The organism is Endozoicomonas sp. SCSIO W0465, from assembly GCF_023716865.1.
Taxonomy (GTDB): Bacteria; Pseudomonadota; Gammaproteobacteria; order Pseudomonadales; family Endozoicomonadaceae; genus Endozoicomonas.
The window spans coordinates 4,102,517-4,114,740 of record NZ_CP092417.1 but is presented as its reverse complement, the minus strand read 5'-3'; the positions used below and the strand labels follow the sequence as shown (position 1 = coordinate 4,114,740).

General features: G+C 47.5%; 18 protein-coding genes and 2 pseudogenes. 9 read left to right on the top strand and 11 right to left on the bottom strand.

Annotation, left to right across the window (positions count from 1 at the left end):
- Positions 1–129: 129 nt before the first annotated feature.
- The 4 genes from MJO57_RS18555 to MJO57_RS32830 all read right to left on the bottom strand — a co-directional run bounded on the left by MJO57_RS18555 (position 130) and on the right by MJO57_RS32830 (position 2,001).
- Positions 130–885, bottom strand: coding sequence for an IS4 family transposase (locus MJO57_RS18555; RefSeq protein ID WP_252017809.1), 756 nt, complete (start codon positions 883–885; stop codon positions 130–132).
- A gap of 23 nt (positions 886–908) precedes the next feature.
- A complete protein-coding gene (locus tag MJO57_RS18550; protein ID WP_252017807.1) occupies positions 909–1,553 on the bottom strand; it encodes a transposase DNA-binding-containing protein in 645 nt (214 codons plus the stop codon).
- Between the two features lie 38 nt (positions 1,554–1,591).
- Positions 1,592–1,798 (bottom strand): Panacea domain-containing protein, encoded by a 207-nt coding sequence (locus MJO57_RS18545; RefSeq protein WP_252017756.1) that lies wholly within the window; start codon positions 1,796–1,798, stop codon positions 1,592–1,594.
- 77 nt (positions 1,799–1,875) lie between these two features.
- Positions 1,876–2,001, bottom strand: a complete 126-nt coding sequence (locus MJO57_RS32830) for a hypothetical protein (RefSeq protein ID WP_256491695.1) — start codon at positions 1,999–2,001, stop codon at positions 1,876–1,878.
- Here MJO57_RS32830 and MJO57_RS18540 point away from each other — a divergent pair.
- The 5 genes and pseudogenes from MJO57_RS18540 to MJO57_RS18525 all read left to right on the top strand — a co-directional run bounded on the left by MJO57_RS18540 (position 2,000) and on the right by MJO57_RS18525 (position 5,191).
- A complete protein-coding gene (locus MJO57_RS18540; protein WP_252017805.1) occupies positions 2,000–2,647 on the top strand; it encodes a DUF6444 domain-containing protein in 648 nt (215 codons plus the stop codon). The two genes, MJO57_RS32830 and MJO57_RS18540, sit on opposite strands and share 2 nt — an antisense overlap.
- Positions 2,648–2,686: 39 nt before the next feature.
- Positions 2,687–4,257, top strand: a pseudogene (locus tag MJO57_RS18535) (IS3 family transposase).
- A gap of 15 nt (positions 4,258–4,272) precedes the next feature.
- Positions 4,273–4,659 (top strand): transposase, encoded by a 387-nt coding sequence (locus MJO57_RS18530; RefSeq protein WP_371924640.1) that lies wholly within the window; start codon positions 4,273–4,275, stop codon positions 4,657–4,659.
- Complete coding sequence (locus tag MJO57_RS33340; RefSeq protein ID WP_371924639.1) at positions 4,602–4,763, top strand: hypothetical protein; 162 nt, start codon at positions 4,602–4,604, stop codon at positions 4,761–4,763. The genes MJO57_RS18530 and MJO57_RS33340 overlap by 58 nt, the downstream gene beginning before the upstream one ends.
- A gap of 11 nt (positions 4,764–4,774) precedes the next feature.
- Positions 4,775–5,191, top strand: a complete 417-nt coding sequence (locus MJO57_RS18525) for a transposase (protein ID WP_252017803.1) — start codon at positions 4,775–4,777, stop codon at positions 5,189–5,191.
- Between the two features lie 37 nt (positions 5,192–5,228).
- On the opposite strand, the gene MJO57_RS18520 is transcribed toward MJO57_RS18525, so the two are convergent.
- The 4 genes from MJO57_RS18520 to MJO57_RS18505 all read right to left on the bottom strand — a co-directional run bounded on the left by MJO57_RS18520 (position 5,229) and on the right by MJO57_RS18505 (position 7,664).
- Entirely contained in the window at positions 5,229–5,486 is a 258-nt protein-coding gene (locus MJO57_RS18520) for a pyocin activator PrtN family protein (protein WP_252017754.1), read from the bottom strand.
- 14 nt (positions 5,487–5,500) lie between these two features.
- Positions 5,501–6,415, bottom strand: a complete 915-nt coding sequence (locus MJO57_RS18515) for a hypothetical protein (RefSeq protein WP_252017801.1) — start codon at positions 6,413–6,415, stop codon at positions 5,501–5,503.
- Between the two features lie 183 nt (positions 6,416–6,598).
- Positions 6,599–6,865 (bottom strand): transposase, encoded by a 267-nt coding sequence (locus tag MJO57_RS18510; protein WP_252017799.1) that lies wholly within the window; start codon positions 6,863–6,865, stop codon positions 6,599–6,601.
- A 154-nt stretch (positions 6,866–7,019) separates the two neighbouring features.
- Complete coding sequence (locus MJO57_RS18505) at positions 7,020–7,664, bottom strand: transposase DNA-binding-containing protein (protein ID WP_252017797.1); 645 nt, start codon at positions 7,662–7,664, stop codon at positions 7,020–7,022.
- Between the two features lie 44 nt (positions 7,665–7,708).
- Here MJO57_RS18505 and MJO57_RS18500 point away from each other — a divergent pair, with 44 nt between their 5' ends.
- Complete coding sequence (locus tag MJO57_RS18500; RefSeq protein WP_252017795.1) at positions 7,709–8,005, top strand: IS4 family transposase; 297 nt, start codon at positions 7,709–7,711, stop codon at positions 8,003–8,005.
- A gap of 112 nt (positions 8,006–8,117) precedes the next feature.
- Positions 8,118–8,705 (top strand): reverse transcriptase domain-containing protein, encoded by a 588-nt coding sequence (locus MJO57_RS18495; RefSeq protein WP_252017793.1) that lies wholly within the window; start codon positions 8,118–8,120, stop codon positions 8,703–8,705.
- On the opposite strand, the gene MJO57_RS18490 is transcribed toward MJO57_RS18495, so the two are convergent.
- From MJO57_RS18490 to MJO57_RS18480, 3 genes are all read right to left on the bottom strand, one after another.
- Positions 8,627–9,463, bottom strand: a complete 837-nt coding sequence (locus MJO57_RS18490) for a hypothetical protein (protein ID WP_252017791.1) — start codon at positions 9,461–9,463, stop codon at positions 8,627–8,629. The two genes, MJO57_RS18495 and MJO57_RS18490, sit on opposite strands and share 79 nt — an antisense overlap.
- A 6-nt stretch (positions 9,464–9,469) precedes the next feature.
- Complete coding sequence (locus tag MJO57_RS18485) at positions 9,470–10,120, bottom strand: transposase (protein ID WP_252017790.1); 651 nt, start codon at positions 10,118–10,120, stop codon at positions 9,470–9,472.
- Positions 10,121–10,202: 82 nt separating this feature from the next.
- Positions 10,203–10,670 carry a helix-turn-helix domain-containing protein gene (locus MJO57_RS18480; RefSeq protein WP_252017788.1) on the bottom strand — a complete coding sequence of 156 codons (468 nt, stop codon included), beginning with the start codon at positions 10,668–10,670 and terminating at the stop codon, positions 10,203–10,205.
- 85 nt (positions 10,671–10,755) lie between these two features.
- Here MJO57_RS18480 and MJO57_RS18475 point away from each other — a divergent pair, with 85 nt between their 5' ends.
- Together MJO57_RS18475 and MJO57_RS32825 are read left to right on the top strand one after the other, a co-directional pair.
- A complete protein-coding gene (locus MJO57_RS18475) occupies positions 10,756–11,907 on the top strand; it encodes a DUF3987 domain-containing protein (protein WP_252017786.1) in 1,152 nt (383 codons plus the stop codon).
- Positions 11,904–12,125 (top strand): annotated as a pseudogene (locus MJO57_RS32825) (DUF6444 domain-containing protein); the annotation flags it as partial. The gene MJO57_RS18475 and the pseudogene MJO57_RS32825, both read left to right, overlap by 4 nt.
- Positions 12,126–12,224: the final 99 nt, after the last annotated feature.

The window sequence follows — 12,224 nt, the reverse complement described above, 5'->3', positions numbered from 1 at the left end:
CGACAGAATCTTTAACCAGCTTTGAACCATGATCTACTAAATTGCGTACTTGAACCGGCTAATCTGGCAAGTGCATGGAAACAGGTCAAAAGCAACAAGGGTGCTCCGGGTATTGATGCTGACTCTTGATCACATCTCTCCAGCGCTGAACTGCCGGGCTATCTGCCAGGTTTTTACCCGATCCTGCAATTTCGCCCAGCCTTCCCATACCACTAACCAGCCGGGCTGCCCTGTATGCTTTGAATCACCCCAACCACCAAGCCGAGCAATCGTTTGAAGCAGCCAAGTGACTGTTGGCGGCTTATCGGGCAACGCTTTTTTTTCATAGGTTAGCCAGAGAACCTGCCATTCATCATCACTGACCACCTCATTCGCGAGTGTTTTTTCACTCCAAAGCTTTCTGTCTTTGTGCTGCCTGTCATTCGGTAACATTAATGCTTCACGGATTTGCATTAGTCTGACAGCGACAAACATTAATATGACCGCAAGTCGTTCAATGTTATCCGGAGATTGCAGACGAAGCCTTTCTACTCCTGCTCCCGATTTCCAAGCCTTATGGAACTCTTCTATTCGCCATCGGAGCTCGTAAAATCGAATGATAGAGCGACAGTCTTCGAATGTTTCAATATCTTCAGTTGTCAATAGTACCCAGTGCAAACGGTCTTCGGAGTCATTGCCAATCTCTTCAGCCGACACAATATTCATAGTTACCGGTTCCGGCCTGCCGCCTGGCCTTTGCGGCGCCTGTATTGTCATCTTCTTTCTTTTGACCTGCAGCGTTGCCTTTCGCTTCTTTCTACCTCCTTTTTGAGGAACCACTATCGTATATTTCCCCAACACTTCAGTCTGAGCTAAGGAATCAAATAATAAGAGTTCGCCATCCACCAGGATTCTGTTTTGTGTAGCTCTTACAACAAACGCTGTCGGTTATCCAGTTTGTAGTGCATATATTCGTATATATCCGCCTCCCGGTCGCAAACACTGATGATGTCAGGCATTTTACCCCCCATCCTTTGTTCTGTGTTTTCAGAGGCTCTTTGCCACTTAAGCTTTCCTTTCCCTCGTAAGTAGCTGACGACGTTGGTTCTTTTTCCCCCGCTGAACGTCCTCTCTAACCCATCGTTCTTGATCAATAAGCCCAATGCTTCGCTCTGTATCCGCATCAACCAGAAGACAGAGTGGACGTGGAATCCTCTGGTTTTAGAGCCTTCAGGACCTCCAAGATCACCAAGCTCGGATCTGACAGCATGTTTATAACCCAGGGTTGTTGTATCTTCGAGAGCCAGAAGTAGGCGAGACTGTCTCGCTATTTTGGCAGTTGCCTGAAAGCCTGCCTCAGCTATTGCTTCAGGCTTTACGGCCTCATTCTCAATCAGCCGGTAAGCTCCAGTTACCAGTGCGGTATAACCTTCGCATGAAGATGACAAAGAATTACCGGTATGAGCTGAAAGCTCGGCAGCAACTTTGACAAGTCGTTTTGTACGTCGAGTATCGCCCAAATCAGCACATCCAAAAGTTAGTTCTGACCATGGTTTAGGAGAAAGTGGAAGCATGACCTGTTTTATCAGTGAGAAATGATAGAACAAGGTAGCTATTTGTGATCAAGAGACAGATATAACTGAGGTGATACGGGACCATTAGCCCAAGCTTCAATTCTGCTTTGAAATAGCGGCTTATCGTCCCAAACCAAAGACCAGGCTTGGCTGTAGTAGACAAGCTTCTGAAGCTTCATAGCCGACATATCCCCTTGCTTTTTGAGGATATAGGTAGCTATATCGAAGACAGTTGCTTTAGCCATTTCCTTTATCTCTGATGTGTTCATAAATTATCGGCAAGTATACGATAAGTATATAAAAAGGCATATATGCAGCTAATTTATTCATTAGGCTGAACTATTTGATAATTTTTTCGTAACTGTTCAGCACCCCCACATAAATCTGGAATTTTCTGATTTTTATACCATCCTCTTAAGCACCATTTTTCCACAATATTCGCCAGCATGATTCCAGAACTACCCGCAACTATGTCGGCTGAGATTCTCTTGAAAGAGAATGCAGAGCTGCGGATGAGAGTTGCCTGTCTGGAAGAGCGATGTCGAGAATTGGAAGAAAAGGTTGGCAAGAACAGTCAAAACAGCAGCAAGCCGCCATCGTCTGATGGTTATCAAAAACCTTGTAAAAACAGTAATTCTCCAGATCATTCTGACGACCTTTCCGCAGATAAAGGTACCGATCCATCGGATGAAAAACCCAATCCTAAAAGTCTGAGACAGTCTTCTGGTAATAAAGCCGGTGGAAAGAAAGGGCATCAGGGCACTTGTCTTAAACAGGTCGATATCCCTGACTATATTGAGTACCTTCCGGTTAAAGAATGCAATAAATGTCAGGCGTCTCTTCTTGATAGTGAGCCGGTCAAATATATTGAACGACAGGTGTTTGAACCAGGGAGACCGGGTGAATTTGAAGTAACGGCCCATAGAGCTGAAGTAAAAATCTGCACTTGTGGTTGTCGGAATCAGGCTGAATTCCCGGAAGGTGTTACCGCTGCCGCACAATATGGCTCAGCCACACAGGCTATGGCCGTCTATCTTAACCAATACCATTTCCTGCCTTTCCCCCTGTGTCAGCATAGTTGTCGCCTCTCCTGAAATTAGAAATCTCAACAGGGGGCGGTCTATGAGTAATCAATGGCCCGCTATTCAGAAGAGTTCAAAGAGTCCATCATTCAGAAGATGATGCCACCCAATAATGTGCCAGTTTCGCAGTTGGTACGTGAGACTGGTATCTCTGATGTGACCCTGTACACTTGGCGAAAGAAAGCAGTATCTAAAGGAGTGCCTGTGCCGGGCGACGGAAAGAATCCAGATCAATGGACAACTGAAAACAAGTTAGCCGTAATCATTGAAACGGCTGCGTTAAATGAAGCAGAAATGGCTGAATACTGTCGTAAAAAAGGTCTGTTTGCTGAACAAATTCAGCAGTGGAAGGCTGCCTTTATTAACAGTGTTTCTGTCCAGCCTGAAAGTCAGTCAAAACAGCGTAAGGCGCTGTCTGACGAACACAAAAAAAGATAAGAAAACCATCAAAAAGCTTGAGCGTGAACTCAATCGCAAGGACAAGGCGTTAGCAGAAACTGCTGCCTTGCTGGTACTCACAAAAAAGGCCCAAGAGATCTGGGGGGCGCCAGAGGACGATTAGTCTCTCTCCCGGATCGACAAAATGCTGTTAGCCTGATTAAACAGGCAGTTAAAGATGGGGCTCGTCAGTCAAAAGCCTGCAAAGCCCTTGGTCTTACAGAAAGAACTGTACAACGCTGGATGCAGGGTGATGACGTGCGCGCAGATAATCGCAAAAATGCTGACAGGCCAGAACCGGTTAACAAGTTTTCTGAAGCTGAGCGACAGGCGATTGTTGACGTCTGTAACAGCGAGCGGTTCAAAAGCCTTCCGCCCAGCCAGATTGTGCCCACATTGTTAGATGAAGGTCTCTATATGGGGTCTGAAAGGACATTTTACCGGGTGTTGGAGGAAACAGGGCAACAGCATCATCGGGGCAGTGCTGCCAAGCCAAACAGGTATAAGCCAACGTCCTGGTGTGCTACCGGACCCAACCAGGTCTGGTCCTGGGATATTACCTATCTGCGCTCTCCGATACGGGGGCAGTTTTATTACCTGTACTGGTGATAGACATCTTTAGTCGTATGATTGTTACATGGGAAATTCATGAAACCGAATCAGCTGAGCATGCATCAGAAATGATCACTAAAGCCTGTATCAAACAGGGAATTGCAGCCTTGGAGTGGCCACTGGTTCTGCACTCAGATAATGGTAGTCCCATGAAGGGTGGCACTATGCTGTCAACACTGCAGCGTCTTGGGGTCGTGAGCTCATTCAGTCGTCCCCGGGTCAGTGATGATAACCCCTTTTCCGAGGCCATATTCAGAACCCTGAAATACCGCCCTGGTTATCCGCGCACGCCATTTGCTGATCTTGAAGCAGCACGTAGCTGGGTGCATGGTTTTGCCCAATGGTACAACGAAGAGCACAAGCACAGTGGGCTGAAATTTCTGACACCCGGGCAAAGGCATCGTGGTGAAACCAAGGTGCTTATGGCTAACCGCAGAAAGGTTTATGAACAAGCCAAAGAACGTCACCCAGAGCGCTGGGGAAAGAGGTCAACAAGGAACTGGGATCTGGCTGATGAAGTCTGGTTGAATCCCGACAGACCTGCTGATGATCAACTAAGCAAAGCCGCTTAAGTTGAGGCGACAACTATGTTGACAAACACCGCTTTTAAGCGCGTGTCAGAGTATTTTAATACTCTCTATAAAATGAGTGTAAGTGCAGGCTCTGTCGCCAATTTTGTGGCCAGAACCTATGAAAATCTGGCTTCTACTGAAGAGGTTATTCGTGACGCCTTGCGGGAATCGTCTGTTGCCGGAGCCGATGAAACGGGTATGCGGGCCGAGGGCTCTTTGCACTGGCTACACGTTATGCGGGATGAACAATGGACGCTCTACTACTTGTCTGAAAAGCGAGGTCGTGAGGCCATGGACACGATGGGCATACTGCTAACATTTGCAGGCGTTCTGGTTCATGATCATTGGAAATCTATTTTGCATATGCGGCAACTCACGTACTTTGCAATGCCCATCACCTGAGGGAGCTTTTGGGTGTTGTTGATAGGGACAGCAATCAACTGGCGTTGCGATTGATGAAGCTACTGAGGCTTTCCTGGCATTACTGCAAGGGCTTTAAGACATAGGTATGCTACAGATGCCAAGTGTTGTCTGTGAACGAATCGAGAAGATTTATGACCGGTTGCTTCAGCGGGCTCTAATGAAAGAAGTCGTCTATATGGAGAAGCAACGAGAGGAGCTTAAGCGCAAGAAAGTCAAGAATACTAAAGCTTACAATCTCTTCAAACGACTCACTGAGTTCAAGGCTGAGACACTGCGCTTCATGTCAGATTTTACCATTCCCTTCGATAACAATGGCAGTGAGCGGGATGTTCGAATGGCCAAGTTAAAGCAGAAAATCTCAGGCTGCTTCAGGAGTGCAGACGGTGGTTCTATGTTTGCACGGATTCGCAGCTATTTGTCGTCTGCCAGAAAACAGGGAATGGACATATATCAATCACTTCATAGAGCTGTTCGGAATTACTGTAATATGCCTTTGCTCAGTGCTGAATAGTTACATTTTTTCAAGAAAAAGTTCAATCAAAGCACGACTATACACCCTGAACCTTCTCCCAAGTATTGCTGTAAGTCTCATGCCTGGAGTCCAGATAGGCTGCCAAGTCTGAGAGCTTTACCATCATAGGCGATTTTTTGCTGGCGGTGACCCGAACCACCGGAACGGGCAGTTCCTGGGCGGCTGCGGCCATTTTTGCTTTACGCTCACTGAGGCCAAAGAACTCCTGGCAGATCTCTTCCAGTCTGACGTAGGGCTGTTCGTAGCGGGCATATAGCAGCAATTCTGTGTTCATTTCAGTTCCCTGAATTAAAAGTCAATATCCGTATCAAAAACATCAACGCCAGCTGGCGTCAGCTTTGTCGGCTGTGGCCTGCTTGTGGGGTTGTCATTCCATTCGCTGGGTGTTCCTGCTTTTACAGCAAAGTCGTAGGCTCGAATCTTCTGCCAGCGGCCATCTTGAATGGCCTCTATACGGCAGGGTTCTTTCATGTCTCTGGTGTCAGTCAGTTGCTGATAGGCGTCTTCTGTTAACTGAGGGCAGGGGAGGTGGCCGAAGCGTTTTACCCACCACATGACTGCTTTCTGTCGGGCATAACCACCGTGTTGGAAGCAGATCCACTCTCGAATGGTTTCAAGGCCGCAGCGATAGCTGACTTGAATAGAGGGTGGTTTGCCAAACTTTTCATGGATGGAGTAGATGACTTCATCTACTTCAAACCATTCCGGTTCAACCTGGGCAGAGAGCAACGCAGCCGTTGAGGCTTCTGATTCGTGTTTTTCCCTGGCAGGAAATTCATAGCTGCAATCTGGGCAAACCCGCAGGCCTGCGAGTATCAGCGCAAAGCACTCCGGGCACTCTTTGACCTGACTCTTGATCACATCTCTCCAGCGCTGAACTGCCGGGCTATCTGCCAGGTTTTTTACCCGATCCTGCAATTTCGCCCAGCCTTCCCATACCACTAACCAGCCGGGCTGCCCTGTATGCTTTGAATCACCCCAACCACCAAGCCGAGCAATCGTTTGAAGCAGCCAAGTGACTGTTGGCGGCTTATCGGGCAACGCTTTTTTTTCATAGGTTAGCCAGAGAACCTGCCATTCATCATCACTGACCACCTCATTCGCGAGTGTTTTTTCACTCCAAAGCTTTCTGTCTTTGTGCTGCCTGTCATTCGGTAACATTAATGCTTCACGGATTTGCATTAGTCTGACAGCGACAAACATTAATATGACCGCAAGTCGTTCAATGTTATCCGGAGAGGCTCTTGTAGGATTTCAGACTGCTACTGGGTTGAACATTGCTGAAGCCCTTTATCTACAAAGGTTGTCAGCATATTGTCCGGTAATGTTGCCCAATCCTTGTTTTTCGTGACCTACAGTCAGTTTTCACTGTAGAGCAGTTCGTAATCAAAATAGAGCCTCCGGAGATTGCAGACGAAGCCTTTCTACTCCTGCTCCCGATTTCCAAGCCTTATGGAACTCTTCTATTCGCCATCGGAGCTCGTGAAATCGAATGATAGAGCGACAGTCTTCGAATGTTTCAATATCTTCAGTTGTCAATAGTACCCAGTGCAAACGGTCTTCGGAGTCATTGCCAATCTCTTCAGCCGACACAATATTCATAGTTACCGGTTCCGGCCTGCCGCCTGGCCTTTGCGGCGCCTGTATTGTCATCTTCTTTCTTTTGACCTGCAGCGTTGCCTTTCGCTTCTTTCTACCTCCTTTTTGAGGAACCCACTATCGTATATTTCCCCAACACTTCAGTCTGAGCTAAGGAATCAAATAATAAGAGTTCGCCCATCCACCAGGATTCTGTTTTGTGTAGCTCTTACAACAAACCGCTGTCGGTTATCCAGTTTGTAGTGCATATATTCGTATATATCCGCCTCCCGGTCGCAAACACTGATGATGTCAGGCATTTTACCCCCCATCCTTTGTTCTGTGTTTTCAGAGGCTCTTTGCCACTTAAAGCTTTCCTTTCCCTCGTAAGGTAGCTGACGACGTTGTTCTTTTTCCCCCTGAACGTCCTCTCTAACCCATCGTTCTTGATCAATAAGCCCAATGCTTCGCTCTGTATCCGCACAACCAAGAAGACAGAGTGGACGTGGAATCCTCTGGTTTTAGAGCCTTCAGGACCTCCAAGATCACCAAGCTCGGATCTGACAGCATGTTTATAACCCAGGGTTGTTGTATCTTCGAGAGCCAGAAGTAGGCGAGACTGTCTCGCTATTTTGGCAGTTGCCTGAAAGCCTGCCTCAGCTATTGCTTCAGGCTTTACGGCCTCATTCTCAATCAGCCGGTAAGCTCCAGTTACCAGTGCGGTATAACCTTCGCATGAAGATGACAAAGAATTACCGGTATGAGCTGAAAGCTCGGCAGCAACTTTGACAAGTCGTTTTGTACGTCGAGTATCGCCCAAATCAGCACATCCAAAAGTTAGTTCTGACCATGGTTTAGGAGAAAGTGGAAGCATGACCTGTTTTATCAGTGAGAAATGATAGAACAAGGTAGCTATTTGTGATCAAGAGACAGCACAAAGACAGAAAGCTTTGGAGTGAAAAAACACTCGCGAATGAGGTGGTCAGTGATGATGAATGGCAGGTTCTCTGGCTAACCTATGAAAAAAAAGCGTTGCCCGATAAGCCGCCAACAGTCACTTGGCTGCTTCAAACGATTGCTCGGCTTGGTGGTTGGGGTGATTCAAAGCATACAGGGCAGCCCGGCTGGTTAGTGGTATGGGAAGGCTGGGCGAAATTGCAGGATCGGGTAAAAACCTGGCAGATAGCCCGGCAGTTCAGCGCTGGAGAGATGTGATCAAGAGTCAGGTATTGATGGAGTCACTATTGAAGCTTATCCAGACTTTGCCAAACAGCATTGGCCTTCAGTGCGTCAAGCCTTATTGGACGGAACCTACCAGCCATCACCCGTGCGCCGACATGTTATAGAAAAGCCGGACGGCGGTGAGCGTTTGCTGGGAATCCCTACCGTGATGGATAGGGTCATACAGCAGGCCATTGTGCAGGTGCTGACCCCTGTCTTTGATCCGGGTTTCTCTCCAAACAGCTTCGGCTACCGACCGGGACGGTCAGCACACGACGGAGTCCGTCAGGTTAAGCAGTTGATCAACCGGGGGCTGCATTACGCTGTTGACGTTGATCTGAGTAAATTCTTTGATACGGTTAATCACGACGTTTTGATGTCGAGGGTCTCCCGTAAGGTCCGCGACAAACGCCTTCTGAAACTGATTGGTAGCTACCTGCGCTCCGGTGTCATGATTGAGGGCAATGTCTACCCGACCAGGGTTGGCATGCCACAGGGTGGGCCTTTATCACCCTTGCTGTCTAATGTGGTCCTCGACGAACTCGACAAGGAGCTTGAATATCGGGGTCATTGCTTTGCAAGATACTGTGATGATTTTGTGATTCTCGTCAAAAGTCAGCGTGCAGGGGATCGGGTTTGGTTGCTTGTCAGTGATTTAATATTTAGCTTCCGAGCAGGAAAGTATTGCTTATAAAGTTTGGCGAGATCTTGTTTCTCGGAAATTATGGCTGGACAGTCACCGTTAAAGAAGCCTGGCGATCGAATGAATTCTTTTGATCGGAGTGACTCGGCTATCCCAGGCTCTAAAACATCAGCTTTAGCTAAAAAGTCTGCTAGTAGCAAACGGTGCTGAATACGTGGAATACCACTCTGAAAATTTGTTCTACTGTTGCCTACACCTTTTAGGCTGCCGTGGTAGACCATCTCGGTCCACCACGCGTCTTTTAACTCGTCCTGATCATTAAACAGAACTTGCGGGGTGGATACTAAAGCACCCGCCAAATCCTCCAGGCAATTCTGCCGTTGTCGTCCAAAAGCCATATAGCCCACATAGAGTCTCCCGGGCTTTTCGCTTAACGGCACCTCACGAGCAAAGTAAGAATCTTTTTGACGAAGGCCGACAGGGGGAAATACCGCCATGTCACGGCCAAAAAGTGCTCTAACCTGTTCAGATGCCTGACGAATAGTTGCGGTTGAAGCAATAAACTTGGGATAAACGCCACGAGAGACCAAAATCGCTTCGAAACCTACTTCGTAAAGTCCAACAATAGAACCTAACGCTCCTGAAATAAGATGAAGTTCATCCTGTATAATCAGTTCTGGTGGACGATGAGTATCACCTCCGAAGAAAGCGCCTGCGCGGTTTTCCCATGGAAGCCTGGCAAATTTATCGACTGTAGCAATCAATAAGCTAGGTGGCTCCTTGTAGTGCAGCCAAGCGCTAATACCCATACAGCATTACACCTGTAATGGCCGACCTTTATAAGTCCACTTAAAAGGCTTGGCCATTTTCTCATTGAAGAAGTCCACAAACTGGTGGAGACGTGCCTTCAGGTCTTCAGTCGATGTAAAACTGTTTCGTTTCAGAAAGCGCCTTACCAGAATCGAAAACCAGATCTCTATCTGGTTCAGCCATGATGCGTGCTTCGGGGTATAGTGGAACACAATCTTGTGTGACACATCACTCAGGTAAGCAGCCCGTGTTTTCATGCTCTTGAGAATGCCGGATTTGCCTTTCACTCCCAGCTCTTTTTCCGCTGTACCTTCAATCCTGGCGACAGCCTTGACCGCAGCCTCTGACATATGGGTATTCAGACGATCCATGACAAAATGCCAACCTGCTGCAGCAGGATCACTCATCAGCATGCTATCAAGCCAGTCTGCAAAATCCTGTTCCGTCCGCGTATCTCTTACCAGAGGAATAATCTTGCCTGTTACCACATCCATTCCTGCCAGCAAGGCCTGAGTCCCGTGACGTTTATACTCGAACTCACGCTTTTCAATATGCCCGGGCCTCACAGGCTTTCCCGCTGTCAGTGGCTCCAACGCTTGTATGCCTGTTTTTTCATCAAAAGATATAGTGCGAACTCCCTGTTCAGCACGCTCCATAGCCTGACGGTACGTGTCGCATACGTCTGCGCTATGTATTTCGAAGGCTTCATCCCGAGGGGTATCAACCCAACCTTTAACTTTATCGGGACGAATATCGGCCTGATTTTAAAAATCGCCCCACCTGTCTCTGCGAGATCGATGGGACGATGCCTTTATCCTGAGCCGCCATAGCCAGTGAACTTTCAGACCAATGGCTGAATGGGTAACCGTGGTCTTCAGGCTTGTCGCAGGACATGGCGACAATCAAACAGATTTGCTCCTCGGTAAATATCGGTTTTGCACCAGGGCGAGGGGCTTCTTGCAGTTTTTCTAAAACAGCGAGCTCATCACTACGCTCAACCCAATGCTTCCGCCAGCGTGTGACGGTTTCACGGTTACATCCGAGCTCTTTTGTTGTCTCCAGAAGGCTTTTCCCTTCAGCTCCCGCCAATATGATTTTGGCTCTGAGCACTATGGATTGAGAGCTTTTCCGTTGGCGAATAATGAGTTCCAAATCGTTACGTTGTTGTTCTGACAAAATAATCTGCTGGGTATGCTTTGATGGCATCCTTGCTACTACTGTTCAAAAAAAGGAGGCGAATCAAAGCATATTTTTGTGTGTATGGGTATTAGCGCTTTCCTGCACTAGTAAAGTGACTTCTGGTCAAAGTCAGGAATTCACTTCGGACAATCATACTCAACAATCGTTCTCTTTTGCTGAGGCGGGGCATTCATCCAGCTCTGGCTTTCCAGGGCAAGGTGAGATTGATGACTTTAATGTTGTGCCTGTTGCACCTGAGAACGCGTTTCCAGCCTCACTGGCATCAGCGGTTAATGCTGCTTGTTACGGTACAGAAGCTCACCCTATGGCGGTAGCTCTTCACTATGTTATCTATTTTGCTGCTCATATTGGCCAGCACCGCTTTGTTCGGATTGGCAATGGGAAGCACTTTCTGAACTTATATGGCATCTTGGTGGGGCGTACTGGCAAAGTTAAGGGCACAGCAGAATCTCAGGTTGAATGTATCGAACAAGAAGCTACTCAGCGTTTGATCGCCCGGTATGGTTATATACCACCCAGAAGGCGGTCTGGCCTTTCATCTGGGGAAGGTGTGATTCAAGCGATTAAAGACCCTGATGAGGATGACCAGGATAATAAGACACTTCAGGATAAGCGTTTGATGGTTACTGAGTCTGAGTACTCCAACGTCCTTACTCAGGACCAAAGAGTCGGCAATACGTTATCTGTCGTACTTAGAGATGCCTATAATGGTAAGACTCTTGAAAACTCAACAATCAACCCGAGAATCGCCTCCAGCCCGCATATTTGTATTATTGGTCATATTACCCCCCGTGAATTGCAGACGCATAAGTCATTCGCGGCACAGTCTGCTAATGGGGCTTTGAACAGAAATCTAATCATTTATGGCCATCGGGGAAATTATACAGCAACGCCAAGGAGCTACTCTGATGCAGAGCGGAATGATCTGGCTGACTGGTTGGCGAATAGCATCATCCGGGGCAGAGATCAGAAAATTGATGATGATGTGACTGACCGGCAAGCCGGTAAAGAAATGCTGATGTCAGACGATGCCAAAGCAGTTCTTAATGCTGAGTATGAGCGCAGAGAACGTGATCAGGATGCCATGCCTGAACTCCTGGCTAATCTGGTTTCAAGACACCGGGTTTTTGTCTGGCGGCTCTCAGCCATTGTAACTGTTCAGCACCCCCACATAAATCTGGAATTTTCTGATTTTTATACCATCCTCTTAAGCACCATTTTTCCACAATATTCGCCAGCATGATTCCAGAACTACCCGCAACTATGTCGGCTGAGATTCTCTTGAAAGAGAATGCAGAGCTGCGGATGAGAGTTGCCTGTCTGGAAGAGCGATGTCGAGAATTGGAAGAAAAGGTTGGCAAGAACAGTCAAAACAGCAGCAAGCCGCCATCGTCTGATGGTTATCAAAAACCTTGTAAAAACAGTAATTCTCCAGATCATTCTGACGACCTTTCCGCAGATAAAGGTACCGATCCATCGGATGAAAAACCCAATCCTAAAAGTCTGAGACAGTCTTCTGGTAATAAAGCCGGTGGAAAGAAAGGGCATCAGGGCACTTGT

Coding starts and splice junctions, on each gene's coding strand:
- MJO57_RS18505 (WP_252017797.1), bottom strand. CDS start 7,664: ATGCTTCCACTTTCTCCTAAACCATGGTCAGAACTAACTTTTGGATGT.
- MJO57_RS18480 (WP_252017788.1), bottom strand. CDS start 10,670: ATGCCATCAAAGCATACCCAGCAGATTATTTTGTCAGAACAACAACGT.
- MJO57_RS18510 (WP_252017799.1), bottom strand. CDS start 6,865: ATGACAATACAGGCGCCGCAAAGGCCAGGCGGCAGGCCGGAACCGGTA.
- MJO57_RS32830 (WP_256491695.1), bottom strand. CDS start 2,001: ATGCTGGCGAATATTGTGGAAAAATGGTGCTTAAGAGGATGGTATAAA.
- MJO57_RS18520 (WP_252017754.1), bottom strand. CDS start 5,486: ATGAACACAGAATTGCTGCTATATGCCCGCTACGAACAGCCCTACGTC.
- MJO57_RS18530 (WP_371924640.1), top strand. CDS start 4,273: ATGTTGACAAACACCGCTTTTAAGCGCGTGTCAGAGTATTTTAATACT.
- MJO57_RS18540 (WP_252017805.1), top strand. CDS start 2,000: ATGATTCCAGAACTACCCGCAACTATGTCGGCTGAGATTCTCTTGAAA.
- MJO57_RS18545 (WP_252017756.1), bottom strand. CDS start 1,798: ATGGCTAAAGCAACTGTCTTCGATATAGCTACCTATATCCTCAAAAAG.
- MJO57_RS18550 (WP_252017807.1), bottom strand. CDS start 1,553: ATGCTTCCACTTTCTCCTAAACCATGGTCAGAACTAACTTTTGGATGT.
- MJO57_RS18485 (WP_252017790.1), bottom strand. CDS start 10,120: ATGGAGCGTGCTGAACAGGGAGTTCGCACTATATCTTTTGATGAAAAA.
- MJO57_RS18490 (WP_252017791.1), bottom strand. CDS start 9,463: ATGGGTATTAGCGCTTGGCTGCACTACAAGGAGCCACCTAGCTTATTG.
- MJO57_RS18515 (WP_252017801.1), bottom strand. CDS start 6,415: ATGTTTGTCGCTGTCAGACTAATGCAAATCCGTGAAGCATTAATGTTA.
- MJO57_RS18525 (WP_252017803.1), top strand. CDS start 4,775: ATGCCAAGTGTTGTCTGTGAACGAATCGAGAAGATTTATGACCGGTTG.